The sequence below is a fragment of the Nocardia sp. NPDC050630 genome (assembly GCF_044457245.1).
In the GTDB taxonomy this organism is placed as follows: Bacteria; Actinomycetota; Actinomycetes; order Mycobacteriales; family Mycobacteriaceae; genus Nocardia.
The window spans coordinates 1,659,372-1,684,840 of record NZ_JBITGN010000001.1 but is presented as its reverse complement, the minus strand read 5'-3'; the positions used below and the strand labels follow the sequence as shown (position 1 = coordinate 1,684,840).

The following is a 25,469-nucleotide window of genomic DNA, read 5'->3' as shown; positions in this document are numbered from 1 at the left end:
CGCCGTGGATGGCGCATCACCAGTTGTCTGGTTCGTCGCCGCGAATTCGTTTCAGGGCCAAGTCGATCCAGGATTCGAAGTAATTGGTGAGATCACCGGTCGTGGCGGGGCGGATGGTGATGTGCTCGCGGGTTTGCTGCTGGATGTATCGGCCGTCGCCTTCGGTATCGAACCATCCGATGGCGTACCAGGGCGCGGGGCGGCTGTGCAGGTATCCGGCGAGCAGGCCCGCGACGCCCGCGCCAGAGCGGTGCTGAGTCAGACGATCGAAACGTTCCAACGGACTGTTGCGGCCGTGGCCATTGTTGCCGGAACGCAGGTCCTCGATATGGAAGGTGTCCGGTTTGGCGCTGCCGGGAGGAACCGAGGGCAGGATGGCGGCCAAGCGTGCCGCCAACTGTTCGGTGCGGAACAGCCGACAGCGAATAGGGCTGTCGACATCGCCCGCGGCGGTCTGGGTGAGCATCACCGCGTGAAAGGGGGTCCGGGCGCCGAGGACGCGGTATTCCCGGGGTTCGCCCTTGCCGAGAATTGTTGATTCACCGGCCATTTCGATGCGCAACTCGGAGGTGGTGAGGGTGTGCAAGGCGAGTTCGATCTGCTCGGATTCCTCGACATCGTAGCGGGCGCGCACGGCGGCCCGATGCGCGGCGACCTCGTCGTTAGTGGCCAAACGGCTGACATAACGCAGTGGGTGCGGGAACCGGTCGTTCGCATCGCTGTACCACAGCGCCGCGAAATCATCTGGTTCCCAACTCCATTCGGCCATCGTGGTCTTCCAATCAGCATCATGCGACGGCCCGGCTGCGTCCCGGGTACGGTGTGGGCACCTCGAGACAGGCAGCGGGCCAACGAAATTCAGGTAAAGGCGGTTCGGCCGTCGATATCTCTACCGGCGGCCGGGGATCAACTCGGTGTCGGTCCGGGTTCGGCGTTGTCGCCACCGATCACGCCACCGGGAACAGTTTTCGGGGCGGGCCCGAGCAACTCTTCGGTGTTCTCCATATTCCGAAGCCACTCGGGGAGCTGATGGGACTCGTCGTCGCCTTTGGATTGGCCACGGCCACCGCCCATTCCGCCCATTCCCGACATGCCCGAGGTACCGGTGCTGGTAGTCGCCGCACGTGCCGCGTTGGCTGTCGTGCTGGATGCGGTCGGTGTGCCGGGCACGCTGCTGCCGGGGTTGCCCGAGGTGGTGCCGGAGGTGCCACCCAGCCCGCTGCCCGTGCTGCCCGTGCCGCCCGGATAGCTGCTCGGCGTCGTCGAAGTACTCGTCGTCGGAGTCACCGAACTCGGCTGGGTAGCGGAGGTGTTCGACGGTGTCTGCGACGACGAACCCGCACTCGTCGGAGTGGTCGACGACGGATCCTGCGAATTGTTCGTCGTCGGATCGGTGGTGGGCTGCGAATTTTCCTTCTGGTCGCCGCCGTTGCCCTGATCGCCGGTCCCAGAAGTCGGGTTACCGTTACCGTTTCCCGTTGTCCCCGGGGAATAGCCGTTGTTCTTGGTTTCGGGTGCCTTGTACAACGGATCAGTTGGGCTGTTCGGCACCGGGAGCACTGGAATCTGCTTATCCGCCGAAACGAACGTTGTTACGTAATGACTGCGCATGGCTTCCCGTGCGGAACTCTCGCAATCGTTGCGCACCGCAGCAGAATTGGGGCCGTGGTAAATGCCCAGGTTCCAACTCTTGGGGTTGTACCATGATCCGCCGTCCGGCGGTTTGTCCACGGCTTTCTGGGTATCGTTGACGCCCTGGGCCGCTGCTGACACCCGGTCGGCGAGGTTCTGCAGCGGGGTCGTCAGGTCCAATGCGGCCTTGGCGTATTTGCTGATCGCTTCCCGCGAACTGTTCGCGGCAGTGCCGTCCCAGGCTGCCGAGCTCGAATGATTGATCCGGTTGGCGAACAGTTCCGCCGCCGAAGCCCACGACGTGGCGATCTGCGCATACTCGCCGGAGCCATTATGAGCCTCGGTCGTATTCAGCGGAGTGAACGCGTTGTAGATCTTCCAATGGTTCCAGCTATCGACATGCTCACCGCCACCAGCAATCTTCGAGGGCTCGTTCGAATCGGTCATTTCGAGGCTCCGATAGCCGGGGCTGAAATCACGCCGGGTTGGTTTAGGGTACCGATCTGGCTGGCTTCCTTATTCGCCATTAACGCGTTGTACTCAGCGGCGAATTCTTGGTCCTGCTCGACGTATTTCTGGGCGATTGTGCGATGCAGGTTTTGGATGTCGTCAACGATCTGGTAGTGCTGCTCCAGGATGTCGTAGACGTTGTTGTTCGAGTCCATGGCTGGATCGACAATCTTGGCCTTGCCACGGAAGCGAGCCACCAGCGTAGCGGCCGAGATCATGTCATCCGTCGACTCACCGAGACCCCAGTTCTTTCGGTTCGAGATCCTTTCCGCGATCCGCTGAAGTCGGCGGATCTCTTCTTTGAAAGCCTCGCAGTCGCGCTCGATGTAGACGAACTCGTCGGCGTTGACACGCACTTTGTCGCTGAAACTGACGGTCAGATTGCCGTCCTGAGCGTCCTTGATCGCGCTGGCCAGCGGGCCCGACGATGATGATGTCGCGGAGTCGCCGCTCATAGTTCGTGGTCCTCCCCAAGGGTTTCCGACAGTGATCTACCGGAGTTCGTTCAAGTCTAGAGAGTGGCAGGTATCGCTGGAACGATCCTTTCCCCGAGACGCTTGGCGATGTCGCAGGAGTGCTGGGAGGCAGTCAGTTTGGCCGAAGGCGGGTTGGTGACACTGACCTCCAGGCTGCCGCCCCTCATATCGACAATCAGTATGCAGTTCTCATGTTGATCCGTCTTGTCATCGCTTGGGCGATAGATAAGTGCCGCCCGCCCAGCCACATTGGATTCTTCGGTAACAGTGAACTGACTGTTCGTACGCACCATCGCCAAGGTGATATTGGTGGTGTCGATCGTGACGGCGTATCCATCGCCACCACGCTGAACCCAGTCGCAGCCGCGCCACTTGTAGCCGCCGGGCCTATCTGTGATGTCCGGCGTCGGCTTGATCAGCTGTTCCTGCTGAATCACCGACTGCGGTATGTCCTTACACGCATCGAACCCCGCTGGCACATCCGCCGCGATGGTCGGCGTTGCCGATGCGCTGCTCGTGTTGCCTTTCGCCTCCCCGCTGGAGTTGCATCCCGAAACCAGCATGATCAGCCCCGCACCGAGAACCGCACACCGGACCAAACCGCTCCAGCTGGACATATCGCCCTCTCGCACCGGTTCCATCCCAGACCTGGGGCCGGACCGGCTTCCCCGCCCCCGCAAGCTCGTCTAGACGGTACCGGTCAGGTCACTGGCACGCAAAGCATTCATCGCGGCCTCAATCCCGGAGGAACGCCTGAATCGGAAGGACCCATATGCCGAGACCGCGCCAACTGATCACCGAACCGGCCCAAGTCCTCCTGAAACGACACGATCGTCGCAACCTCTCGAGTCGAGAGGTTGCGACGATCGCGTGAATCCAAGCCGAAAGCATCTGGGGCTCCTGCAAATTCGGATCACACCTCGTTCAGGACTGCTCGAACTCCTCGCCCTGCACGCCCGCTGTGAACGCATCCCACTGGGCGGGGCTGAACACGAGTGCCGGGCCCGTGGGGTTCTTCGAGTCCCGTACTCCGACCATGCCCCCGTCGAGGTGCGCAACCTCCACGCAGTCTTTCGTCGAGCTGCTGCGGCTGCTCTTGTACCACTTCGCCCCGGACAGATCGACACTCACGCTCGGTGCTCCTTCGCCACAGCCAGGATCTTTCGCCTGGACTTGCTCTCATCCAACGCTACACGTCCGATCTCGGTGAGTGCAGCCCGATAAGGTTCCACCTCCGCCTCACGTTCCAGGTACAGGTCGCCCGTGTATTCCTCCACGTAGACGATCGGTGGTTCCGTGAGCTTGGACTGCGGCAGAGGCGGAAACTCCATGAGCGAGCACGATCCGACGAGCACACCGAGATGGTTGCGGGCGTTGAACGGGACAACTCGTATCGAAACGTTTGGTAGTGCACCGACTTCGGTCAGATGCCGCAGTTGGTCACTCATCACTGCTGGACCGCCCATCTCCTCGCGCAGTACAGCTTCCGACAGCAATACCTCGACAGCGAACCCTGGATCTTCCAAGCGTCTCTGCCTGCGTATCGACCATTCAATTCGCTTCTCTATCAGCTCAGAAGGCAGCTCGGGAGACTCGATCCAAGCTATCGCACGGCGGTAGTCCGGGGTCTGGAGCAAGCCTGGGAGCACGGCCAACTTCCATGCCGTCAACCGACTGGCAGCCTCCTCCAAAGCCAGGTAATGGTCGAAGTCCCCAGTGATCTGATCGGCATACGAACGCCACCAACCACCACCACGTTCCCGCGCGGCCCGCACCTCCTGGACCAGCCCCAACAGGATTCGCCGTTCTTCGTCGGTGGCCCCGTAGGCATCGCACAGGGCATTGATCTGAAAGCTGGTGATCCGGGTCGATCGCCCCTCCTCGATACGGCCGATCGATTGGGGGGAGGTTTCGGCCAGTCTGGCCGCCTCAGCTTGGTACATGCCCTTGACCGTCCGCAATCGGCGCAGTTCACGACCGAGAGCACGACGCGCGAGGGTACTGCCGGTAACGCTCATATCGTTAGCCTCACTATGTAGTGACCGGACTTTTGGAAGCCGTCAGCAGGTGGCGCTCACGTGGCGGTATCCGCGGAGAAAGTTCGGCGATAATACGACGGAAGCGGGCGATTGGGGATGCCGTTTTCCGAAAGCCGGGTGTCTACTTGCATCACCCCGGTAGCCGGGAAGAACCCACTGCCTAAGCGAATCACTTTGTAGCACAGGCAGTTTCGGCCTCGGCTACCGGGCATTCCACATACCTACACCCACATTCGGAGTATCCGCATGCATGGCCTGCCGGTAACGGACCATAGCGAATTGCCAGTAATGACAATCGAATACGCGCATATGTAATCATGCAGAGCCACTTGGACTGCCAGGCGTCGATGTGCCCGGTCAAGGCGCAGGCGAAGAAGCGGCTCGTCGAGGCCGGTCGGCTCGTCCCGGCCGATGTCCCGCACCAGGGGTTCTGATTTGGCCTGGGATGCTGTCCAGCACCAGTATCCGAGCCCTGCGATGTCACCGGTCCAGATGCACTTGGAGATCGCCGACGACCGGCACGTCGACTGCACGGTGCGGACGTGTGCGATGTTGCGTGGCTGTTGGACACACCTCATCGAGGCGGGCCATCCGCACCCCACCGATTCGCCCGACGAATGCCCTGCTTGCGCCAGATCATCTGCCCGACAACAGATCTCGAATACGGAATAACCGAGGGATGCTGCCCAATGCTTCAGATCACAGCTCTGATCGGCCTGCTCACCACCCTCCCTTGCGAGGTGTGGCTGGTCTGTGCCGTGAGGGAACTTCATGCCGATCCGGGCGCGGAGAACGCCGGTCGGGCGGGCCGATGACCGCCAGCAAGCCGAACCACCGCCAATCGCGAGCCACGAACCGCGATCACCCACTGCCGCAACGTGAACCGTTCATCGGTCCCCCGGTCGGCTACAGCGGTGCATCAGCCGATGTAGTCGAGCGATTCGCGGACGCGGTCCGCGAATGGGCGAATGAGCCGGTGCCCGCGGAGTCGTGCCGGTGCGGGTGTCGAGTTTCTCGGCGCCGGGCGTGCCAACGAGAAGGGGCGTGATGGGTCGAGATAGTTTGCGAACCACCCGAACCCAGGGCGGTCACAAGGTCGCCGTATGGCAGTTGGAGGGGAGCTCGGCCCGCATCCTACGCGCGCAATTCACTTCCGAGTCCTTCACCGCCTATTGCTTGCCCTCGCGCACACCGCTTCCGGCAGCCCAACCCGGAACCGTCACATTCGATCCGTATCCCGATCTCGCCGCCGCTCGGGAGTTACTCCCCGAGCACGACGATCTGTGGAACGCGCTTCGAGAGGACTACTGGGCCGCACTGTGGAGGGGTAGGCCGCTATGAGTACCTACCAACAGCTGGATCCAATCGAGTGGGACGAAGCAATCGCGCTGCTCGACTCGAGCGAGAGCCAACTGGTGACCGAACGGAACAGCGAGAATGACTTCAGGAGCACTGTCGAGCAGTATCTCGACACGGTTGGCATCACCAACGTGACATCTGCTCCCGGCGTCTTCGCCATTGCGGAGAAGAAATCGCCACGCCGCCCCGACCGGCCGGTACCGCCGATGCGCGGTACCGCCCCGGTCGGGGCGGTTGTGTATCTGCTGACGGCCGCTATAGAGGAGGGCCGGGACCTGTCCTCGATAGGGGTTCCTGGCCGACGGCTCTATTGTCTGCAGCTGGCCCGACGGCCTGGCCTCACTTCAGGTGCCGGGCGAAGAACCGGTTCGCCTCCTCCCCGGCGTACTGCGGGACGCCGGTGTGCCCGCCCATATTGGCGTGCAACGTCTTCTCCTTGGAGCCGAAGGCGTCGAACAGGTCCAGGGCCAGTTGCCGGTCGTTTCCTTCGTCGTCCCACTGCAGCAGGACATGCAGCGGAATGGTGACCTGCCGGGCCTCCTCGAGTATGGCGCGGGGCACGAAACTACCGGCGAACAGAACCGCGGCCGAGATGCGGGGCTCGACCACCGCGAGCCGGGTGCCGATGGAGATCACCCCTCCCGAGTACCCGACCGGGCCGTCGATCTCGGGCAGCGCGAGGAGGGCGTCCAGGGTGGCCCGCCATTCCGGGACCGCCTTGTCGACCAGTGGGAGGATGAGCCGGTCGATGATCTCGTTGTCGACCGCGCCGGACGCCAGCGCCCGGTGCAGGTCGGTGAGGGCCTGCTCGGCGGCGGCCGAACGGGGCCGGTCACCGCTCCAGGGGAGCTCTATGGTGGCCGCGGCGTAGCCATCCGCCACAGCATGCCGGGCCCTGGCCAGCAGTCGCGGGTACGCCTTGCGCAGCCCGAGAGGAGGGGGGCTGACCAGGATCAGCGGCACCGGTTTGGATGCGGATGCGGGCGTCCACAGGATGCCGGGGATCTCTCGGAGGGTGAATTCGCGTTCGAGGACGCCGTCGTCGAGGCGCTGTTCGGAAGTGAATTGCATGGTCGTGCCTTTCGGGAGTGCTCTCGAGCGGCGCTCCCGGACGACCTATCGCCCGACCGTGACCCCAGAGGGGAGCACCCATGTAGATACTGCGTTCACGGGTACCACCTCCTCGGTCTCTCGCACGGTCTCCGGAAAAGTAGCAACGGTCGCTGTGGTCCGCAAACGGTTTTTGGGGCCGGCCGCGGCCTTTATCCCACCAGTCGCATGGTCGGCCGACTCACATTACTAATCATCAAGCGCAAGTCCGCATTCCGAGAGTTGGTCGATCACGGAAATTGGGGCAGATCCAGGATTCGCTAGTTCCGGTCGCGGGTGTCCCGGTCGGCACGAATCGCGCCTTCACAGCGCGCTGTCCGGTTCCGTCAGCTCGCGGATTCGGTGTCTGGCCTTGCGGACCATGCCATTGGCGGATGAGGCTGAGACAATGGCTCGCAGCTGAGCCACTGCCTCATCTCCACCGATGGCCGTGATCGCATCGAGTGCAGCGCGGGACGACTCCCCGATCCGCCACTGACCCTCGAGGATCTGCTCACACAGTTGGCGTGCCGTGTGCTCGTTCCCTACAAGACCTTGCGCATGCAACACCCACTGGTCCCTGTTGGGACAATCGGCCAACATCCACGCCTCATATAGGCCCCACGCGAACTCCGCCAGTGTCGTGGGATCCGCAATATCAGCGACGATCCGAACTCCGGCGTATTGCCATCCCGGTCGACACATTGCCAGCATCGTGCAGAAGTTTTCTACCGCCGACTCCGGCAGTACGGCTCGACCATCTCGTAACGCGACGGGGGGAAGCAGGCCGGGCACGAGCCACGCCGGTAGTCGAGGAATCCGATGGGGCAGCGACAGTGTTGGATCGGCGTCCAGCATTGCCGAAATGGCTGTGCGGGCCTGCTCGCCGTAGCCTGTCGCGGCGACATCGACGGCGCCGCGGTGGCCGGTTTGGGCAACGGTGCGCAGTGCTTGCTGCGCAAGCATGCGATCCCTACCTTGCCGACCCAACGCAATGGGAATCAGATCCTGTACGGCAGTGTTGGTATGCCGCAGCCACCAGGTGACAGCGGCGCGATTGGTCCGCGGGACACCGAGACAGCGCATCATCAGCACGGCGACGCGGCTGCCATCGACCGGCGCCATAACGCTGGCCATCCGCAAGGGATGTCGCGCCATCGTCGCCACGACCGCATCGAGGGCATCGGCACCGAACCTCCCCAGAATGCGTTGAAAAATACACGGCGAGTGGACGGTTTCCGGCACCTGGAAATCTCGGAGGATCGGGCGTGCGATGTATTCGGATATCAGTGCGAGGACGAAGGGCTCGTGGTCGACGTTCAGCACCGACCGCCGGTAATCCTCGCGATTCTGGGCGCTGCTGACCACCTCGAGCATGCCGCGCTCGTACCACCACCCCCTTGTTACGGGCATCGCCGCCCACAGCGCCTGTTCGCCCGCCCGCCAGTTGAGCCTCAGCGGGCGATCCGGACGTTCCTCGAGGGAAAGGTGCTGTGACGGCGGAGGCGAGCGCTTCCAGGGTGGCGACACCAGAACATCGGGCAGTTCGTGCGGTTCGGCGTTGCGAAGGTGTCCGGATGTACCGCACAGCTGGTCTTGCGCTGCATCGCCAGTGGTCTCGGGTCGTAGACGCTCGAGTGCCCGAACAAGGTGAGCCGGTGCCGCCTGTGTGAGATCGACTGACAACAGCCTCCTCGCGCGGCAGGGGAACCGGCCCGCAGCCCTGGAAAGCGCGCCGAATACCAGCCCGTTGGCGGCGCGAGCCCGCAACAACTCCATCGCGCCGTCGGTCGGGAACCGGGCTAGCAACTCGGCGAGCTCGCCCGTGGAGCGTTTCCTTGCCCCCCAACCGAAGGGTGCGTGGAGCCTGGCATCCAGCATCGCCGCGACGACGTCGGCGGAAGCAGGACCTACCTGAGCCGCGATGTTGTAAACATGACGGAAAAGTCGCGCTGGCTCCACCATCTCGGCGATACGAGTGAGCTGCTCCGCCGTGGTGGCGGAAGCTGATAGAAGAGCAAGCGAATCCAAGGAATCCGCAGGAACCGAGGAAACCCCGAAATCGATGTCGTACGAACGTTGATGCTGCTCGGGAGGCGAACACCATGAGCGGACGATCGGCGTGAATCCGATGTCTGCGTCGAGCCACTCTTGCTCGGTCGGCAATAGATACGACGTGGCGACCCGAACCCACAGCTCGCCAACATGACCGGAAGCGTGTCCACCACCGGGTACGCAGCGCAGCGTACCCAGCCGTTCGACGGTGGCCCGATAACGTTCGTCGGACGTCGTCGCCAAGTGCGCCCGAACCCGCCTCAGCACGTTGTACGCGCGCAGTGGTCCGGGATCGTTCGGCGCGGGCGTTACCAGATGGATAGGATTCCAAGTAACTTCTCGGGATCCCGATACGACCGAGCTCGACAGTCCGATGCCGGACAGCCAGACGGCCGCCTCCGCTGCGAAATCGACACCATATTCGGCCACCCATGTGTCAGCGAGGCTGCACGGCTCCGCGTGGACGACAGCGCAGGCAACAGCCGCGCCTTTCGCGGATACGCTTGAATCGAGAAACTTGCTCCCCGCCTCAGAAAGCCAAAACGCACCACTGCGCGACGGGCGTGCCAGAACCCCCTCGATCACCCGACGATACGGGGCCAGCTCGGTGGGGGTTACCGGGGTCCGCGGCCGAAACGTCACATGTCGCGTTGGGCCAAGCCCACGGAAAGGCGCTGCCTTGCGCCACCATTTCGCCGGAATAATCCACGAGTTCTCATCCAGCCGATCCTGACGTGCGGCCACGCACATCCTCCAATCTCACCCACTGCGAGCGACAATCACCGCACCGGCACTGTGCGATCCCAGCTACCGGTTTGCCGACTGGGTCGGCAGGGCCACTCGATCGCCCGCTCAAAACCTCACACTAGGTGATCCGCCGACGCTGCCCGCCCGGTGTGGCGGGGGCGCCGTCGCCGAGGGACAAGACGGCCGGGATGAGGTCGAGCCGGGTGATCGGCTGCACCTCTGTACGAGAAATGTCCGACAAGTTTTGTTGGACACCAAGGGTTTTCGACACGTTTTCCGAACACTCGGTGAGCGAGGGCGACCGGCGACTCTTGTCGATGTTCGAAGTCGTGTGCACTGATGCCCGAAATCGTGTGCATCCGTTCCGCGGAATCCATCGGCGGCGGTGCCATCGCCGTGCTGGCAAGCAGGCGGTGCAGTATCCAATCCGGCACGACTACCGTTGCGGGTTGTGTCTGTTTCCGAAGCGCGGCATCCGTTTCCCGGGATCGAACCCTATGAGTCGGGGCTACTGGATGTCGGTGACGACAACCGAATCTACTGGGAAACCAGTGGAAACCCGCACGGCCTGCCTGCTCTAGTGGTGCACGGCGGTCCGGGCAGCGGGGGGCGACGCGGAGCGCGCAGGCTGTTCAATCCGGACGCGTTCCGGATTGTGCTGTTCGACCAGCGCGGATGCGGTGAGAGCCTGCCGCACGCCTCCGATCCCCGCGTCGATATGGCGCACAACACCACCGAACACCTACTTGCCGATATGGAGCTGCTGCGCGAGCACCTCGGTATCGAACGATGGCTGCTCTACGGCGGCTCGTGGGGTTCCACCCTGATCCTCGCCTACGCCCAGCGCCACCCGGGCCGGGTGATCGGGATCGTGCTGGTCGGGGTGACCACGACCCGACCGCGGGAGATCGACTGGCTCTACCACGGCCTGCGGTTGCTGCTGCCGGTCGAATGGGAGCGATTCCGACACGCGGTGCCCGCCGCGGGGCGGGAAGGGAATCTGGTCGAGGAATACCGGCGACTGATGGAGTGCCAGGATGCGGCCGTGCGCGAGACGGCCGCGCGAGAATGGTGTGCGTGGGAGGACGCGGTGATCGCGCACGAAACCCTCGGCGCACCAGGACAATACAGCGCCAAACCGGATGCGGCCCGGTTGGCTCTCGTGCGGATCTGCACCCACTACTTCGCGCACGCCGCATGGCTCGACGACGGCCAGTTGCTGCGTGAGGCGCATCGCCTCGCCGGGATCCCCGGCATTCTCATCCACGGTCGTCTCGATCTATCCGCACCACTGCTCACCGCCTGGGAACTCGCCCGAGCCTGGCCTGACGCGGAACTGCGGATCATCGACGACTCCGGGCACACCGGCAGCCCCGCCATGGAAATCGCCATCCTCGATGCCGTCGCCCGATTCACCAACTGAGCTTCCTCTGCATCAGTTACCAAGTCCTGCGCACCCTGTCTACGTCGGAGGTCTGGCCCACTGCGATCTCACCGGGCCGAGGTCAACGGAGAATCTCTGGATTGGTACCGGCCCGCCACCGCGCCAGCGTCGGCTGGCCAATCGCAGTACTTCCCATTCTGTTCCAGTTCAGGCCGGTCGGACACGTGTGTACGGTCGCAACGTTGTTCGAGCATTCGACGTACTTCGTCACGTCTCCGGGATAAGGGAAGAGCCCGTCGGGCTCGGGACAGTTGAAGGCGGCGATGTCGAGTACGGTGTCCTCCGCGAGAGCAGACGACGCGGCAACGAGCGTGAGGGCGGAACCTAGCAGCAGCCCGGCTGCCGGCAAAGCAAGAACACAGGCGAATCGCACGGTCGTCTCCTTCGGATGACGTGGGTCGAGCGGGCCGTACCAGTGGGCGCACCGATCTCGTAACACGCCGGCATCATCGGAAACGAGATTCCCGCACCACCTCCCATGAGTGTCCTTGACGCCGGTAAGTTTTCTGGCCGTTTCGCCCAATCTTCTTGGAGTAGTACGGGTTCCGGTAGTAATCCCGAAACCCAACGAGTTCCAGCTCATTCCCGACCAGCGTCCAACAGTCGATCAGCTCGTCCTCATCCAACTCCTGAGCCGCGGCCGGAAGCTCGTCACGATAGATGTTGAGCGAGACTCGGTGTCGGCGGCGGAGTCGCATCAATCGAGTAGCTCCCAGTCCACCAGCTGCTGTTCGTAACGGGACAGGCCGGTCAAGATAACCGGCTCATCCTGGTAGTCGTGTTTTGCTCGGTCAAGGAATTCCTTGATCTCCTTGCCGTGTTGGCAGCCGTAATCGGTCGGGTACCGCTGTGACGGATCAGGTGCAGGGGCCCAGCGCAGCCCGTGAGCTTCGACGAAGTCGTTGACCGCGGCCAGCTGGTTGAGAGCGGTGACCAGTTCTGACAGCCGACCTTCATAGATTTCCGCGGCTGTCGATGCCGGGCCGAACAGCCGCTCGAACTGGCGATCCAATGGCCGATCCGACTCAGAGGCCGCATCGACAATGGCATCCCAGACAGGCTGCGCGATCAACGCGAAGACGACCATGTCGCCGTCCAGGACGGTCGATGCGGAATAGATGCCGTCGTCATGGATCTCGTCGTCAATCGCGACGTCCGTGCGCTCTATGAGATGCAGCAACTCCTCGATGTGGCTGTCGGAGGTGAGTGCGTCGCCGTCGAATGTGCTGGTCTGTTCCTTGGCGAAGAACCTGCCGTCGCGATACCGGTCGAAGAAGTAGCGCAGAACGAGCTCGGTGTTGAGGTCCTCGTGGACGCCGTCGATGCCGCCGAGCCGGTCGTAGGTGCCTGCGATGCCCAGTGCGATCGGCAGGTAGTTCTGGCCGATGCGTCGTAACACGACCAAGGTGGCGTCGTCGTGCAGACTGACACCGGTGATCATGCAACTGCAGTCGTAGAAACCCATCGTTCCTCTCAACCGCGGGATCCCGGATATCCCAGCCCGAGCCGACCGGTCACCGCAGATCGGCCCATCTCCCGTCCACAGTAGGCAATTCCCGCTCCTGAACTTTGCGTCCGCCCTGCCATTCGGCCGGCCCCTCACATTCGAGACCACGCATAGCAGTCCGGTGGCTCGCCTGAATCAATTATCGCCGGTTGAAGGTGCCCAACCAGGCGGTTGCTCGCCGGTGCGGTAGACCGGGCTCATGCGTCCGGCAGGATCCTGGCCGGGCGCGGACGCAGGTTCGCCGTCCAATGGCTGCGCGCGCTCCAGAATCTCGTCGACGGTCTGCTCCACGGTGAGATCAGATGTGTCCAACCACAATCCGATGTGCGGAGTCTGTGCGCGCAGCACCTCGTCGAGGCTGTCGACGGTGAACCCGTCGTAGGCGACCTTATCCCTGCCCGCCTCGCGCGCGGCGACCGCAGCCGGTTTCGGCGCGAGCACCACCACGTACCGCGGCCGGGTGCGGATGCGCTCGATCGTGTAGGGCAGGAACTCCCCGAGCACGACATCCTGGATGATCGCGGTGAATCCCGCCGCAGCGTACGTATCAGCCGTATGCGCGGCCAGCGTATGCCTTAGCCGCAGCTGGTCCAGTGCTTCCGTTGACGGTTCCGGACTCATGTCTGCCCGGCCACCGACAATGAAGCGCCGGAACGCATCCCCGCGCACATGCGCCGAGCGCGGCAACCGCTCCGCCAAAGCCTGCGCGACTGTGGACTTCCCAGCGGCTTGGATGCCGGTGATCAGATAGACGGCGGATCCCATACCCGCCATGATCGCAGCCGAGCACCACTGATCTGCAATCTCGATTTCATCGCATGGCCTTCGAACGCAACCTGGCCAGGCAACGTATGTCGCTGAAAATGGTGCCGTTCGTGCCTGTTTCAGTGATCCTCGTCGGCGAGCGGCCCGTCTGTGAGCGATGCGTCCGCACCACGCGGGCTCGTCCGCTCGCTGCTTTGGCTGATGGCCGCCAATCTCGTCGCCGTGGTGATAGGCAGTGTGGCGAAAGTCGATACCCTGCCCACCTCGCTGGTACCCGCACTGTTCCCGGGTTCGATTCCGCTGGGCTGATCGTCGTCATGCACTTGGTCGGCAAGAGTGCCAGCGGGTTACGCACCACCCCATCTATGGCGAAAGGCTCCTCTTCGTCCAAGCCCACCCCGCTTCCGTGCGGCGATCGAGCAAGACCCGTGCGCTATCGTCCTCTGCTCGGCAACGAGCCCGAGACACCATGAGGTTCCGCGTCTCGGCCGAATCGGACAATGGGTAGGCCGGTCGGCTCTTCCGACCCTTCGCTCGAGTCGGGGGTACGGAGGATCTCGCGCTGTAGCCGCGGAGTTGTATGGAGAAGCGTTTTCTCAGCCGGTTCCGGGCCCTGGCGGCGTTAGCTCGCGCGGTGGATCGGATGCAGTCGCGATAGTGCACGCACCGCGTCGGCGCGCGAGATGAGCTGGTCGCCATCGAGTTCGGCGATGGCCGCCTCCATCCATTCCCGGATCAGCGTCGACATGCCGATGCCACGGCTGTCGGCGAGCTGCTTGACTCGGGTGTGCAGCTCCAGCGGCATGCGAATGGAGCTGGTCACGACGATGTCGTCCCCGGGGGGCAGTGGCGGCGGTGCTTTTTCCGGCGGGACCGGTTCGTCACTGAAGGTCAGCCGATCCATGAACGCCGCCACTTCGTCCGGGGTGGACGGGAAATCTTTCTCGTTCATCACCGGTTCTCCTGTTCCCACTCCTCGAACATTTTCAGTTCGTCGGCGCGCATTTCGCGGGCGCCGATGATCAGCCAGGTCCACTGGTCCTGTTGGCGCGTCGCCACGATCAGCGGCCGTCCGGTGCCCGTGCGGCCCCAGACCGACAACACCGTCACGCGCCCGTCATCGGCGATGCGCGGCCAGCGCCGTGCGCTTTCGAGGACTTGGCGTACCTCCCGGGGTCCGATGCCGATCAAATGCGCGAACGCCCAGTCCGGCCACTCGAACCCCATGACCACATACTACGCGCATAGTAACCGACCGATCGGTCCTAGTCGCCACCGCTTGACGCGTAGGATTTTTCCTACCTATAGTCGGGATCATGAACATCACCCATGCCAAGGTCGTTACCGTGCCCGTCGCCGATCAGGAACGGGCCAAGGACTTCTATGTCGACACCCTCGGATTCGAGGTGCTGGTGGATCAGCAGATGGGGCCGGTGCGCTGGCTGCAGGTCGCACCAAAGGGCGCCCAGACCGCGTTCACGCTGGCCAGTACGGAGCAGGGATTCACGCCCGGCAGTTCGACCGGCGTCATCCTCGAAACCGCCGACCTCGATGCGGACTGTGCGGTGCTGGCCGAGGCGGGTGCGGCGGTCGAGGGACCGACCGACCTGCCCTGGGGACGTCAGGCCACGCTGACCGATCCCGATGGCAACCGCTTCGTTCTGGCCGCCGCGGGCCAGTGACCGTCGAGGCGCCCGAGGGCCGGGTCTTCGCGGCGTTGGCCAGTCCGGTTCGGCGCGAGGTGCTGCGGCTGCTACGCGAGGGCGGACCGCAACCGGTGACCGATCTGGCCGCGCATTTCGACATGGCGCGGCCGAGCTTCTCCGAACATCTGCGGGTGCTGCGGGAGGCCGAATTGGTCAGCGAGAACAAGGTCGGACGGCAACGGCTGTACCGGCTCGAGGCGGCCCCGCTGTACGAGATCCAAGAGTGGTTGCACCCGTTCGAGCGGTTCTGGCGCGACAAGTTGACCGGGCTGCGTGAACTGCTGGACACCATGGAACAGGAGACAGAATGACCGACGATCCGACCACCATTCACGTGGACGAATTCCTCGCGCACCCACCGGCGAGGGTGTGGCGCGCGCTGACCGAACCGGAGTTGCTCGCACGTTGGTTCATGCCGTCCGACTTCCGGCTCGAGGTCGGGCACCGCTACACCATCGATGCGAAAGCCGTTCCGGCGACGGGCTTTTCCGGGGCCATCGCGGCCGAGGTGCTGGCCTACGAACCGGAGCGAATGCTGCGCGTCGGCTGGCGCGATGCCGACCCCGATGCCCAGCACGGCGCAGATTGGACGATCACCTGGACGCTGGAGCCCGAGGGTAAGGGCACCCGACTGTTCTTGGCACACGCCGGATTCGATCCGGACCACCCGCTCCAGCAGAAGGCCCGCACGATCATGGACGCCGGTTGGCGCTCCCATGTCATGCGGCGCATTGATGAGGTATTGCAGGAGCTGGAATCGAACCTCGGGCGCTGAGTCGCGCCACGTTTCGCTGCCGGTGCAACCGCAACGTCGCAGCTGAATCAACGCGGATTTCGGCCGTGACACAGTCGCCTATCTGGATGAACTGATGCCGCGCAATCATGCTCGCTTTGGTCCCCCCGCTGTGACATCACCATCGCCTGCTCGACGCCTGTCGAGCCTGATCGGCAACAGCCCCTGTGCCGGGCGTGGGCTGGTGATGACAGGTGTACCGATGGGGACGCGCCGTATTCGATCAGGGGTCTTCGGCGGTCACGATGATTGTGGTCCAGCCGCCGAGGTGGATGCGGTCACCGCTTCGGAGCGGGACCGGCACCTCGGCGGGGATCAGGTCTTCGCTGCCATTGAGACTGGTGCCGTTGGTCGAGCCGAGATCGGTGATGGTTATGCCGCTTTCGGTGATACGCAGAATTGCGTGGGCGCGGGAGACACCGGCATCGATGGGGGCGATGCCCAGATCGATCGCGGGTTGCAGCCCCTGTGAGACGCTGTGTTTGCCGATCAGGATATCGATGCCGCGCAAGGTGATTCGGCGTTCGGGATAGAATGCCGGGAACTCGACCTGATCGGCGTCGGGGCCCTTGCGGGCTTGCACGCGGTCGTAGAACTCGCGATCGGCGGTGATTGTGGCGACCCACGTCAGCACACCGGCGGCGGAAACCGCGGTGGCGATTTCGGTGGGCGCGGACGCACGCGGCACCGGCGTGGGCAGCGCCGAATCAGCGCCGCAGACTTCACAGAAGCGGCCGGCGCTCGGCGATCCACACGACGGGCACAGCACGGCCGCGGTCGACGGCGCGGGCGCACCGATCGGCGAACCGCAGACATCGCAGTAATCCGTCGCGACGGACGGATGTCCGTCCGGACAGGTGGCGATCGCCATCACCCCTCCTTACGTACCCGCGCCGTCTTGGTCGAGCGTGCGTCCAGGGCCATTTCGTCCGCGGCCTCGACCCTGGCACGCAATCGCACGGTGCCATTGCGCTCGTCGACCTCGACCACACCGCGCAACAGCTTCGCGGTGCCCTCATTGCCGGATTCGGCGGCGAGTTCGACCGCGCGCCGCAGCTTCGCCGTCGCCGTCTCCACATCACCGTTCTTACGCGCGCTCAACCCCTCCTGCACGACCTGGGCGAGTTCGGCTTGTCCGGTGTAATGCGCGACGCGCCTGCTGATGCGGGCCGACAGTTCGGTTTCGGTGGTCCACACCGCGCGCACCAATCCCTGCCCGACCACCTCCTCGCCGGCGACCACACTGATGCGGGCCGCGAGCTTTTCCCGTCCCGGCGCGGCGGGCTCGACCCGCACCTGCACGTGGTAGTCGCGATCCTCCGCACCCCAGGCTCCGAGGGGGTACTTCCCCAACTGCGGTCCGGCATCGGTGCGGCGCGCAGTCAGATCCTCGATGGTCGGCGCGACCTGCTTGACGAATTGGACGGTGGCTCCTGCCGGTGTCCACACCCGCAGGGTGAGCTCCGGAATGGCCTTGGCCATCGACGTCTGCGTCATGGCGGCGAAGTCCGCGGCCAGATTCGCCGGATCCGCGACGATATCGACCGTGCCGTGCAGCGCCGAGGCGATGGTGCGCAATTCGTCCACCTGCCAGTCGGTTCCAACGCCGCGGCAGTCACAGGTGAAAATCCCCTCGGACTGACTTATTTCCGCGGCCAGCGCCGCGGGTTCCTCGTGTTCGTTCTTGCCGTCGGTGAGCAGAATGGCGTGCACCATCGCATCCGGATGTTTCTTTGCCAACTGCCGGGTGAGTCCGAGCCAGGTGCCCATGGCCGTGCCGCCGTTGGGGCGCAACTTATCGAGTGCGCGGCGGGCCGCTGCCCTGGTGTCACGGTTGGCGGGCACCGACGGTTTATCACTCGGATAGGTCAGCCGCGCCATCGATGTGCCCTCGATGATCGCGAACCGGGTGCCGTCCTTCAGCACATCGAGTGCGGCCAGCGTCGCTCGGCGCGCACCCTCGAACTTCTTACCGGTCGCCATCGATCCGGAGCAGTCGATGATCAGTACCTCGAGCCGCTGCGGCTCCGGTCCGGCCGCCACGAAATCCGCCCCGGTCTCCACGGTTACCACCGCGTCGACCGTGCCCGCGCCCTCGGCCAGATATTCGTTCTGGTCTATCGCTACCGAAATACCCTTATTCACAATGGAACTCACTGTGCTACTCCTGGACCGACCGATGGCCCGATCGGCACCAGCGCGACGGTGATGTTGTCGCTACCCCCGGACCGTAGTGCAAATTCGACAAGCGCCCGCGCGGCCTGCTCGCGCGGCAATCCGCTGACCATTCGCGCGAGCGCCGCCGGATCGGATACGTAGTTCCAGAGTCCGTCACTGCACAGCAACAGCACCCCGGGACCCGTGGTGTGAAAGGTCTTCACACATCGGTCCGACCACGGCTTGTCCTCGCTGTCGGCGCCGAGCCAGCGCAGCAGGGTGTGTGCCCGCGGATCCCGCATCGCGGACTGCTCGTCCATGGCACCGGCATCGACGAGTGCCTGTGCCCACGAGTCGTCGACGGTCAGCCGCGTCGACGGCAGATTCCCGCCCGTGATCGGCTCGACGCCGGTGCCCTGCAACCAATATGCCCGGCTGTCACCGACATTCGCGACGGTGATCTCCACGCCGTCGCCGCCGAATCCGCGCACGATGGCCGAAACGTAGGTGCACGAGGGTGCGTGGCCCTCGTGTGTCGCGATATCGCGCACGGCCTGCGACGCGGCCGTGAGCCCTGCCATGACCACGGCCGTGCCGGAGCGTGCTTCGGCCAGTGCGGTGAGGCAGGCATCGACGCCCGCACGCACCGCCGCGCCCGAGGCCGCCTGCGGATTGTCGGAGGTGGAGACGCCGTCGCTGACCGCGATCACCGTGACGACGGGGCGCTTGGCCCCGTCTTCCAATACCGCGGCCGCGACCGCATCCTCATTGCGCGCGTGCGCGATACCGCGATCGGTCATCAGATACGCCGCGCCGAGATCGGTCTCGAACCGATCCGGTTGCGGACGCAACTGACCGCAGTCGCCGCAGTAACCGTCGGCGTCGTAGCGGGTGCCGCCGCAGCCCTCACACGTCGGTGCGGCATCCGGATCCGACCGCGGCAGCGCGATTCGCCGCGCGCCGAGTTCACGGCCGCATGCCTCGCAGAAACGGTCGGCCACCCCGACACTGGCAGCGCATTCCGGGCACCGGCGCTGCACGTCGGTCTCGGGCGAGGTCATAGGGTCGTCCTCGGCCGGATCGCATTGGCACGATCCACCAGCTCGAATCGGGCCCACATATCTTCGGTTTCGCGGGCGAGGTCGCGATAGCAGCGCTCCAAACCGGTTCGTACTCCGTCCTGATCGAGGTTGGCGCCGAGCAGCGCCCCATGTGTTGTCGGTGCTTTACCCGCGCGCAGCCAACGCAATGCGGCATCCAGCACGCGCATCCGTACCTGTGCGCCACGGCTTTTCGATTCGATCCGCAACGCTTCGACCCGTCCACCCGCATCGCGCAGCAACGGTTCGGACAACTCGTCGGGAGTGCGCTCGGCCAGCATGGTTTCCACGGCGGTCAGCCGTGCCTCGGTGTAGAGCGCCGAGGCCGAGTCCACCTGATCGAGGACAGCGACGGCGCCGTCGCGATCGCCATCCGCATTGCGCAGCCGGGCCAGTCCGAAAGCAGCGCTGACAAAGCCGTGATCGGTGCGCCAGACCGTGTCGTAGTGGCGCGCGGCCAGTTGCCGATCCGGCTGTGCGCCCGCGAGTTCGGCGACGGCCGCCTGGGCCATCTTCGGTGCGGCCTCGCCGGGCAATGCGGCGTACACGGCGTCGAATTCGGCATGGGCCGCATCGATATTGCCCGCGAGCAGTTCGGCTTGGCCGCGATACCAGGCCAGTCGCCAATCACCGGGCAGGGTGTCTGCGAGTTCGTCGAGTCGGCGCAGTGCATCGGTCGGCTCGCCGACCTCCAGCGCGGCCCGCACCAGTCGCAGGGGAATCTCCACGGACGCACCGCGGGTCGTGAGCACCGAGCGCAATCCCGCCTCGAACGCCGGTTCCAGTTCGGCGGGTGCGGTCCCGCCGGTGGTGGCCAGCAGCGCAGCACCGCTGTCGTTGGGATCGACCAGCGGAACTGGCAGCGCCGCGACGATACTGGTCGGCGTCGGTGCTTCCTGAATGCCGAAGACGCCGCGTGGCGGACCGAAATAGGCCGACATACCGGGACGCGGCACACCGTCATCGATGCTCAGCACCTCACGCAGCACGCCGGTCAGCTGATCGGCCATCTCCTCCATCGACGAGAAGCGCGCCTCCGGATCGGCGTCGGTGGCGCGCAGGATGAATCGGTGCAGCGAATCGTATTTCACCAGTAGCGGTTCGGTCTCCGCTCCGGGCAGTGCGCCGAAATGTCCGCCCTCCTGCGCCACATTCATCAGCAAGACCGCGAGAGTGCGCCCGACGGTGTAGACCTCGGTGGCGACGGTCGGCCCGGTTTCGGAGATCTCCGGCGCCTGATAGCCGATGGTGCCGTAGATGGGGCTGTCCTGATCGTCCATGGCGATTACCGCGCCCATATCGATGAGTTTGAGCTGCTCATCGGTCTGCATAACATTGTCCGGCTTGAAATCACAGTAGGCCAGGCCGAGCGAATGCAGATAGCCGAGCGCGGGCAACATCTCCAGAATGTAGGCGATCGCCTGCGGCGGTGGCAGGTGGCTTCCGTCGGCGCCGCGGTGGGCGCGCAGGATCTGTTTGAGCGAGGTACCCCCGACGTACTCCATGACGATGTAGCCGACCGCCACACCGTCGGCACCGCGGTGCTCGACGAAGTTGTAGATCTTGACGATGCTCGGATGCTCGACCTCGGCCAGGAACCGCTTCTCGGCGACCGCGGCGGCCATCGCGTCCAAGTCCCCCGAATTGAGTAAGCCTTTCAGTACCACCCAGCGGTTGGCGACATTGCGGTCGGTGGCCAGATAGATCCAGCCGAGCCCGCCGTGCGCCAGACAACCGACAACGTCGTACTGTCCGCCGACCAGATCGCCCTTGTCCAGCTTCGGCGTAAAGGAGAACCGGGTGCCGCAGTTGGGGCAGAAGCCCTCGGTCCGGCCGGGCGTACCGTCGTGGCCGCGACCGACCGGCCGCTCGCATTTGCCGCAGAACCGCTTTCCCTCGGCAACCTGCGGATCGGCCAGGACCGCGGTGGCCGGGTCGATGCGCGGCATCCGCGGCACCTGCACCATGCCCGCGCCGAGGTGACCGCGAGCGCTGGATTTCGAGGAGGTCCGGCCGGTGCGCACCGAGCGCCCGGAGGCTCGGGTGCTTCCGGAGTGCACCGATAGTGCGGACGTCCTGGCCGGAGCCGTGCCGCAGGCATCGCAGTAGCCGTCGACAATGGTTCCGCGACAGCCCGGTTCGGTGCAGGTAGCCTGCTCTGATTCAGCCGGAGCCGTACCGCAGGCACCGCAGTTACCGTCGACAATGGTTCCGCGACAGCCCGGTTCGGTGCAGGTAGCCTGCTCTGATTCAGCCGGAGCTGTACCGCAGGCTTCGCAATACCCGCCGACAATCGTTCCAGTGCAACCCGGTTCGGCGCAGGGGCGCCCATCGCTCGAAACCGCTTGCGGGATGGGTGTTTCCGCCGAGACCGTGGTCGCCTCGGCGGGTGCGGTGCCGCATACCACGCAATATCCGTCTTCGATGGTGCCGCCGCAGCCCGGCTCATTACAGGTCATCTTCCCCGCCCCGATTTCTCCCCGATGATCTGCTGGAAGTCGGCGACCGCCCGGGTGACGGCCGCCAGATCGCACGGTCGCCGCGCGAGCAGACCCGCCGCGATCTGATTGGCGGCCAGGATATCTCGGTCCTCGCTGACGCCGAGTCGAGCCGCCTTCGCCTGATAGGCGGCCAGCCGCCCACGCAGCTCGCTACGCCGGTCGAGCAGGCCCTGAGCCAACTCCTCGACGGTGGCCGCACCAGCGATCGCGTCGGCGACTCGCATCCGCAACCGCACCAAATCCGCTGCCGCCCCCGTTTTCGCCGAAAACGCATCGACTTCCGCTTCGAGCGCGGCTATGTCGTCCTCGTATACCGGCAGCGGACCCGCCAGAATCTTGGCCTCGACTTGCGCCCTCGCCTGCGCCGCCCGGGTGCGGGTCCCCCGCAACACGGCCAAGCGCCGACGCGTCTCGGCGACCGCGGCGGCCCAATCCGCCGCCACCGCATCGAGTTCGGCGAGGATGGTGGCCATCTGCCGTAACTCCCCCGATAGCTCCGCGAGGCGCGCGTCGATCTCCGGCACTGTCAATGCGAGCGGATCGGTCGCCGAACGGCTCAGCAATTCGGCGACACCGTCACCGATCGCCCGCAGCTGTGCGGTCTCGCCGACGGCCGCGCCCGCCTTGTCCAGGCTGTCCTGCAGCGGCGCGAGGCCCGCCATCACCCGACTGTTCACCGCATCGACCGCGTCGAAGAATTCGGCGATTTCCGGGAAGGTAGCCCGCATGCGATCAACGGTATCGGCGAGTCCAACGAACAGAACCTCTTCGGCGGGTCCGGTGAGCGAACGTTGCGCCATCGGTATCGGCGTGCGCGCGGCCTCGTAGGGACGCCCGCGCAGCAGCCGGGTGAGTTCGCCGCGCTCACCGTCGTTGAGGCGGCCCCGAGTGCCGCGCACCTTGCGCGCCGAATCCAGGATGATCCGCAGGCGGCCGTAATCCTCCCACATCAGTGCCAGCGTTGCACGAACCGGCAGCCAGCGCTGTTCGGTCACCCCGGTCGGCGGATAGCGCTGCACCAGCGTGTGGCCCGGATGTTTGTCCAATTCCAGCAGAGTTGCCGTGATTGCATCGAATTCGATTGTGCGGGTGGTCAATTCGGCATCGATTTCGGCGAGAGTGAGTAGCTGCATGGTCTCACTCTTTGTAGCGCAGGTCCGGTGGACCGGGTGACGGGCCGAGGGCGCTGAGTCTGGCGCTATAGAGTTGCTGCCAGGTGCCATCGCTGCGGATGCGTTCCAGCACACCGTTGACGAAACGGACCAGATCCGGATGTCCCTGCGCGATGCCGACCGCGTACGCGCCGGTGCCGATCACCTCGCCGACGATCTCCAGATTGCGGTCCTGGGCAACCAAACCGACCAGGATCGGATCGTCGCCGCTGATCGCGTCCACATGGCCCTGTTGCAGCGCGGCCAGACAGTCGGTCCAGTTGGACGCGCCAAGGACGACGGGTCGCTTGGACAGGCTGAACAGCGGTCCGGGTGAGGTAGTGCCCCGGGTGACGCACACCCGCTTACCACCCAGATCCGCGCTGGTCCGAATGCCGGAATGACGGACGGCCAGAAGACGTTGCGTCGCACGGTAATAGACGCCCGAGAAGTCGACATCGCGACGCCGCTCACAGGTTGCCGAAAAGGTGCGCACGATGAGGTCGACCTGCTTGTTCTGCAGGGCCGGTATCCGCTCGGCCGCGGTGACCGAGCGCAATTCGATCCGGTCCGGATCACCGAAAAGCGATCGGGCGATCTCGCGCGCGATATCGATATCGAAACCCTCGAGCTGACCGGTGCCGGGATTGCGGAAGCCGAACAGGTAGGTGTTCTGATCCACCCCGACCCGCAGTTTGCCATTGGCGACGATGGCCGCCATGGCCGAACCCGACGGCATCGCACCGGCACTCGGCAACGGACCTGGACGCAGGGTGGCCTCCGGATCGCAATTGCCGCCGGATTCGGACTGCGGTGGCGTGCTGATCTCGACGAGATCGGGCTTTGGGTTGACCGCGGCCACATTCGTGGATGCCGGAGCTTGGATGCCGGAGCCGCACGCGGTCACCAGCGCGCTCGCCGCGACCAGTGCCAGCCATCCGAAGCCACACCGCCGCAGCAAGATTCGCCGTCTCACAGGAACTCCTTCAGCCGTGGCCACAGGCCGGTGACGGTCGATGCCGCGGCGCCGAACAGGAGCACCAGCGTTCCCGCGGGGCTGAGTGTCAATGTCGCACCCGCCGAGTCGACTCCGTCGCGCAACTCGCCGCGTTCATGGATGAGGTTGTCGCGCAACAGTTGATCGAGATGGGCGAACAATGTCGCCGAGGTCTCCGGACCGGTGCCGATAGCCTGCGCCACGGCCGCGGGATAGTTCGCCGCCTCGTAGGCCTCGCGCTGTTCGGCATGCCCGGCGGTCCAGCCGAGCACGCTGCGCGAGGCAGCCGAGTCCGCTCCGGTTACCGTCGTCAACCGATCCGCCAGTTCGGTGGTGTGCTTGCGGTAATCGGTTTCGCTGGTAGTGATATCGCCGCGGGTGATCAACTCGAGGGTTTCGTCTGTGCGCGCTTGCTGGGCCAGGATCCGGGCCCGGGTCAGGGTTTCGAAGCGACTGGTCGCCCCGGATTTGCCGGTATCGAGTGCGGCCGTGGCGATGATTGTCGCGGCGACCACCCAGAACAGCGCGAGCGCCGTCGCGCCCGCGGCGACCGCCAGACCGAGGTTCATTCGGCGATTGGTGCGGCGCAGCAGGACCAAAGTGCCACCGCCACAACTGATGAGCACCAGCATCAGCAACACGATGGTTGTCCACGGCAGCGCGCCGATATCGTGCTGATCCTGACGCAACGCGGCCACGCGGTCCTTGTTGAGCGTTTCGGCGTTGGGCAGCAACGAATTCTGCATCAGCAGTGAGGCCTCGCGCAGATAGGACGAACCGACCGGGAAGCCCTGCCGGTTGTTCGCCCGTGCCGTTTCGACCAGGCCGGTATAGGCGGGCAGGTCGGCGGCGATCTTGGCGACAATATTCCTGGTCTGCTGATCGGCGGCTCCGGCGGTCGCCTCCGCGAGTGCGGCCGCGGCTTCGGCGAGTGCCTGTTGGTATTGCCCACGCACTTGCGGCGATTCGATGCCGCCGGACAGGAAGGCCGTGGCTGCGGACGCGTCAGCGGCCGACAGCGCGACATACAGAGTCTGCGCGGCGTAGGCCAGCGGTTCGGTGTGTGCCAGCACGGCATCGCGCCGAGCGAGTTTGCCGCTCAATTGATCGGCCGAGGTCGTCCCGGCGAGCAGACACACCACCACGGTGACGACGGCGACCGCGCCGATGGCGCCCGGAGTCGTCCCGACGAAGCGCCGTAACCACGCACCCCCGTTGCGCATGGTCGCCGGTAGGCGAATCTCCAACACCGTCCCCCTTCATCTACCCCGCCGGTGTTCCCGATCGCGATAGTACGGGAGGGAATTCGGGTTTGCTGCCCATCGTGCCGGTGGCAGCGAAATCACCGCGAAATGGGCTGCTGTTCCGCTGATTCCGCTATGCGGGGAGCCTTCGTCGGGTGTAAGGCATCGTCGACCAGACTCGCTCGAGGGCCGCTGGT

At 64.8% G+C, this 25,469-nt stretch carries 26 protein-coding genes; 6 read left to right on the top strand and 20 right to left on the bottom strand.

Going from position 1 to position 25,469, the window contains the following annotated elements:
• Positions 1 to 16: 16 nt before the first annotated feature.
• The 6 genes from ACIBG0_RS07115 to ACIBG0_RS07090 form a co-directional block, all read right to left on the bottom strand.
• Positions 17 to 769, bottom strand: coding sequence for an ESX secretion-associated protein EspG (locus ACIBG0_RS07115; protein WP_397030023.1), 753 nt, complete (start codon positions 767 to 769; stop codon positions 17 to 19).
• A 137-nt stretch (positions 770 to 906) separates the two neighbouring features.
• Positions 907 to 2,079 (bottom strand): hypothetical protein, encoded by a 1,173-nt coding sequence (locus tag ACIBG0_RS07110; RefSeq protein ID WP_397030022.1) that lies wholly within the window; start codon positions 2,077 to 2,079, stop codon positions 907 to 909.
• Positions 2,076 to 2,597: a hypothetical protein gene (locus tag ACIBG0_RS07105; protein ID WP_397030020.1), complete on the bottom strand. Its 522-nt coding sequence runs from the start codon at positions 2,595 to 2,597 to the stop codon at positions 2,076 to 2,078. The genes ACIBG0_RS07110 and ACIBG0_RS07105 overlap by 4 nt, the downstream gene beginning before the upstream one ends.
• A gap of 56 nt (positions 2,598 to 2,653) precedes the next feature.
• Entirely contained in the window at positions 2,654 to 3,181 is a 528-nt protein-coding gene (locus ACIBG0_RS07100; protein WP_397030018.1) for a DUF3558 domain-containing protein, read from the bottom strand.
• A 361-nt stretch (positions 3,182 to 3,542) separates the two neighbouring features.
• Entirely contained in the window at positions 3,543 to 3,749 is a 207-nt protein-coding gene (locus tag ACIBG0_RS07095) for a DUF397 domain-containing protein (protein WP_397030016.1), read from the bottom strand.
• Positions 3,746 to 4,636 (bottom strand): helix-turn-helix domain-containing protein, encoded by an 891-nt coding sequence (locus ACIBG0_RS07090; RefSeq protein ID WP_397030014.1) that lies wholly within the window; start codon positions 4,634 to 4,636, stop codon positions 3,746 to 3,748. Before ACIBG0_RS07090 ends, ACIBG0_RS07095 begins: the two co-directional genes overlap by 4 nt.
• Positions 4,637 to 5,704: 1,068 nt before the next feature.
• Here ACIBG0_RS07090 and ACIBG0_RS07085 point away from each other — a divergent pair.
• Positions 5,705 to 5,998, top strand: a complete 294-nt coding sequence (locus ACIBG0_RS07085) for a hypothetical protein (protein ID WP_397030013.1) — start codon at positions 5,705 to 5,707, stop codon at positions 5,996 to 5,998.
• Positions 5,999 to 6,355: 357 nt separating this feature from the next.
• Here ACIBG0_RS07085 and ACIBG0_RS07080 read toward each other — a convergent pair whose 3' ends face one another.
• On the bottom strand, positions 6,356 to 7,087 hold the full coding sequence (locus ACIBG0_RS07080; protein ID WP_397030011.1) for a dienelactone hydrolase family protein: 732 nt from the start codon (positions 7,085 to 7,087) through the stop codon (positions 6,356 to 6,358).
• Positions 7,088 to 7,429: 342 nt separating this feature from the next.
• Complete coding sequence (locus ACIBG0_RS07075; RefSeq protein WP_397030009.1) at positions 7,430 to 9,589, bottom strand: hypothetical protein; 2,160 nt, start codon at positions 9,587 to 9,589, stop codon at positions 7,430 to 7,432.
• 769 nt (positions 9,590 to 10,358) lie between these two features.
• Here ACIBG0_RS07075 and pip point away from each other — a divergent pair.
• Positions 10,359 to 11,330, top strand: coding sequence for a prolyl aminopeptidase (pip, locus tag ACIBG0_RS07070; RefSeq protein ID WP_397030007.1), 972 nt, complete (start codon positions 10,359 to 10,361; stop codon positions 11,328 to 11,330).
• A gap of 82 nt (positions 11,331 to 11,412) precedes the next feature.
• Here pip and ACIBG0_RS07065 read toward each other — a convergent pair whose 3' ends face one another.
• The 3 genes from ACIBG0_RS07065 to ACIBG0_RS07055 all read right to left on the bottom strand — a co-directional run bounded on the left by ACIBG0_RS07065 (position 11,413) and on the right by ACIBG0_RS07055 (position 13,623).
• On the bottom strand, positions 11,413 to 11,724 hold the full coding sequence (locus ACIBG0_RS07065) for a carbohydrate-binding module family 14 protein (protein ID WP_397030005.1): 312 nt from the start codon (positions 11,722 to 11,724) through the stop codon (positions 11,413 to 11,415).
• A gap of 324 nt (positions 11,725 to 12,048) precedes the next feature.
• Positions 12,049 to 12,816 carry a hypothetical protein gene (locus tag ACIBG0_RS07060; protein WP_397030003.1) on the bottom strand — a complete coding sequence of 256 codons (768 nt, stop codon included), beginning with the start codon at positions 12,814 to 12,816 and terminating at the stop codon, positions 12,049 to 12,051.
• A 177-nt stretch (positions 12,817 to 12,993) separates the two neighbouring features.
• The gene (locus ACIBG0_RS07055) at positions 12,994 to 13,623 is read right to left on the bottom strand and encodes an AAA family ATPase (RefSeq protein WP_397030001.1); all 630 of its coding nucleotides are present in this window, start codon (positions 13,621 to 13,623) and stop codon (positions 12,994 to 12,996) included.
• A 150-nt stretch (positions 13,624 to 13,773) separates the two neighbouring features.
• Between ACIBG0_RS07055 and ACIBG0_RS07050 the strand changes: the two genes are divergently transcribed.
• A complete protein-coding gene (locus ACIBG0_RS07050; RefSeq protein ID WP_397029999.1) occupies positions 13,774 to 13,932 on the top strand; it encodes a hypothetical protein in 159 nt (52 codons plus the stop codon).
• A 313-nt stretch (positions 13,933 to 14,245) separates the two neighbouring features.
• Here ACIBG0_RS07050 and ACIBG0_RS07045 read toward each other — a convergent pair whose 3' ends face one another.
• Both ACIBG0_RS07045 and ACIBG0_RS07040 read right to left on the bottom strand, forming a co-directional pair.
• Positions 14,246 to 14,575, bottom strand: a complete 330-nt coding sequence (locus tag ACIBG0_RS07045; protein ID WP_397029997.1) for a hypothetical protein — start codon at positions 14,573 to 14,575, stop codon at positions 14,246 to 14,248.
• Positions 14,575 to 14,850 carry a hypothetical protein gene (locus tag ACIBG0_RS07040; RefSeq protein WP_397029995.1) on the bottom strand — a complete coding sequence of 92 codons (276 nt, stop codon included), beginning with the start codon at positions 14,848 to 14,850 and terminating at the stop codon, positions 14,575 to 14,577. The genes ACIBG0_RS07045 and ACIBG0_RS07040 overlap by 1 nt, the downstream gene beginning before the upstream one ends.
• An 89-nt stretch (positions 14,851 to 14,939) precedes the next feature.
• On the opposite strand from ACIBG0_RS07040, the gene ACIBG0_RS07035 reads away from it, so the two are divergent.
• The 3 genes from ACIBG0_RS07035 to ACIBG0_RS07025 are packed head-to-tail and all read left to right on the top strand — an operon-like array spanning position 14,940 to position 16,104.
• Positions 14,940 to 15,305 carry a glyoxalase superfamily protein gene (locus ACIBG0_RS07035; RefSeq protein WP_397029993.1) on the top strand — a complete coding sequence of 122 codons (366 nt, stop codon included), beginning with the start codon at positions 14,940 to 14,942 and terminating at the stop codon, positions 15,303 to 15,305.
• Positions 15,302 to 15,640: an ArsR/SmtB family transcription factor gene (locus ACIBG0_RS07030; RefSeq protein WP_397029991.1), complete on the top strand. Its 339-nt coding sequence runs from the start codon at positions 15,302 to 15,304 to the stop codon at positions 15,638 to 15,640. Before ACIBG0_RS07035 ends, ACIBG0_RS07030 begins: the two co-directional genes overlap by 4 nt.
• Positions 15,637 to 16,104 carry an SRPBCC domain-containing protein gene (locus ACIBG0_RS07025; protein WP_397029989.1) on the top strand — a complete coding sequence of 156 codons (468 nt, stop codon included), beginning with the start codon at positions 15,637 to 15,639 and terminating at the stop codon, positions 16,102 to 16,104. The genes ACIBG0_RS07030 and ACIBG0_RS07025 overlap by 4 nt, the downstream gene beginning before the upstream one ends.
• A 241-nt stretch (positions 16,105 to 16,345) precedes the next feature.
• Here ACIBG0_RS07025 and ACIBG0_RS07020 read toward each other — a convergent pair whose 3' ends face one another.
• From ACIBG0_RS07020 to ACIBG0_RS06990, 7 genes are read right to left on the bottom strand one after another with little or no spacing between them, the layout of a single operon-like run.
• Complete coding sequence (locus tag ACIBG0_RS07020) at positions 16,346 to 16,993, bottom strand: FHA domain-containing protein (RefSeq protein ID WP_397029987.1); 648 nt, start codon at positions 16,991 to 16,993, stop codon at positions 16,346 to 16,348.
• On the bottom strand, positions 16,993 to 18,279 hold the full coding sequence (locus ACIBG0_RS07015; RefSeq protein ID WP_397029986.1) for a VWA domain-containing protein: 1,287 nt from the start codon (positions 18,277 to 18,279) through the stop codon (positions 16,993 to 16,995). The genes ACIBG0_RS07020 and ACIBG0_RS07015 overlap by 1 nt, the downstream gene beginning before the upstream one ends.
• Positions 18,276 to 19,340, bottom strand: coding sequence for a phosphatase (locus ACIBG0_RS07010; RefSeq protein WP_397029984.1), 1,065 nt, complete (start codon positions 19,338 to 19,340; stop codon positions 18,276 to 18,278). The genes ACIBG0_RS07015 and ACIBG0_RS07010 overlap by 4 nt, the downstream gene beginning before the upstream one ends.
• Complete coding sequence (locus tag ACIBG0_RS07005; RefSeq protein ID WP_397029982.1) at positions 19,337 to 21,838, bottom strand: tetratricopeptide repeat protein; 2,502 nt, start codon at positions 21,836 to 21,838, stop codon at positions 19,337 to 19,339. The genes ACIBG0_RS07010 and ACIBG0_RS07005 overlap by 4 nt, the downstream gene beginning before the upstream one ends.
• Complete coding sequence (locus ACIBG0_RS07000) at positions 21,835 to 23,013, bottom strand: hypothetical protein (RefSeq protein ID WP_397029981.1); 1,179 nt, start codon at positions 23,011 to 23,013, stop codon at positions 21,835 to 21,837. The genes ACIBG0_RS07005 and ACIBG0_RS07000 overlap by 4 nt, the downstream gene beginning before the upstream one ends.
• Positions 23,014 to 23,017: 4 nt before the next feature.
• Positions 23,018 to 24,007, bottom strand: coding sequence for a glutamate ABC transporter substrate-binding protein (locus tag ACIBG0_RS06995; protein ID WP_397029979.1), 990 nt, complete (start codon positions 24,005 to 24,007; stop codon positions 23,018 to 23,020).
• Positions 24,004 to 25,278: a hypothetical protein gene (locus ACIBG0_RS06990; RefSeq protein WP_397029978.1), complete on the bottom strand. Its 1,275-nt coding sequence runs from the start codon at positions 25,276 to 25,278 to the stop codon at positions 24,004 to 24,006. The genes ACIBG0_RS06995 and ACIBG0_RS06990 overlap by 4 nt, the downstream gene beginning before the upstream one ends.
• Positions 25,279 to 25,469: the final 191 nt, after the last annotated feature.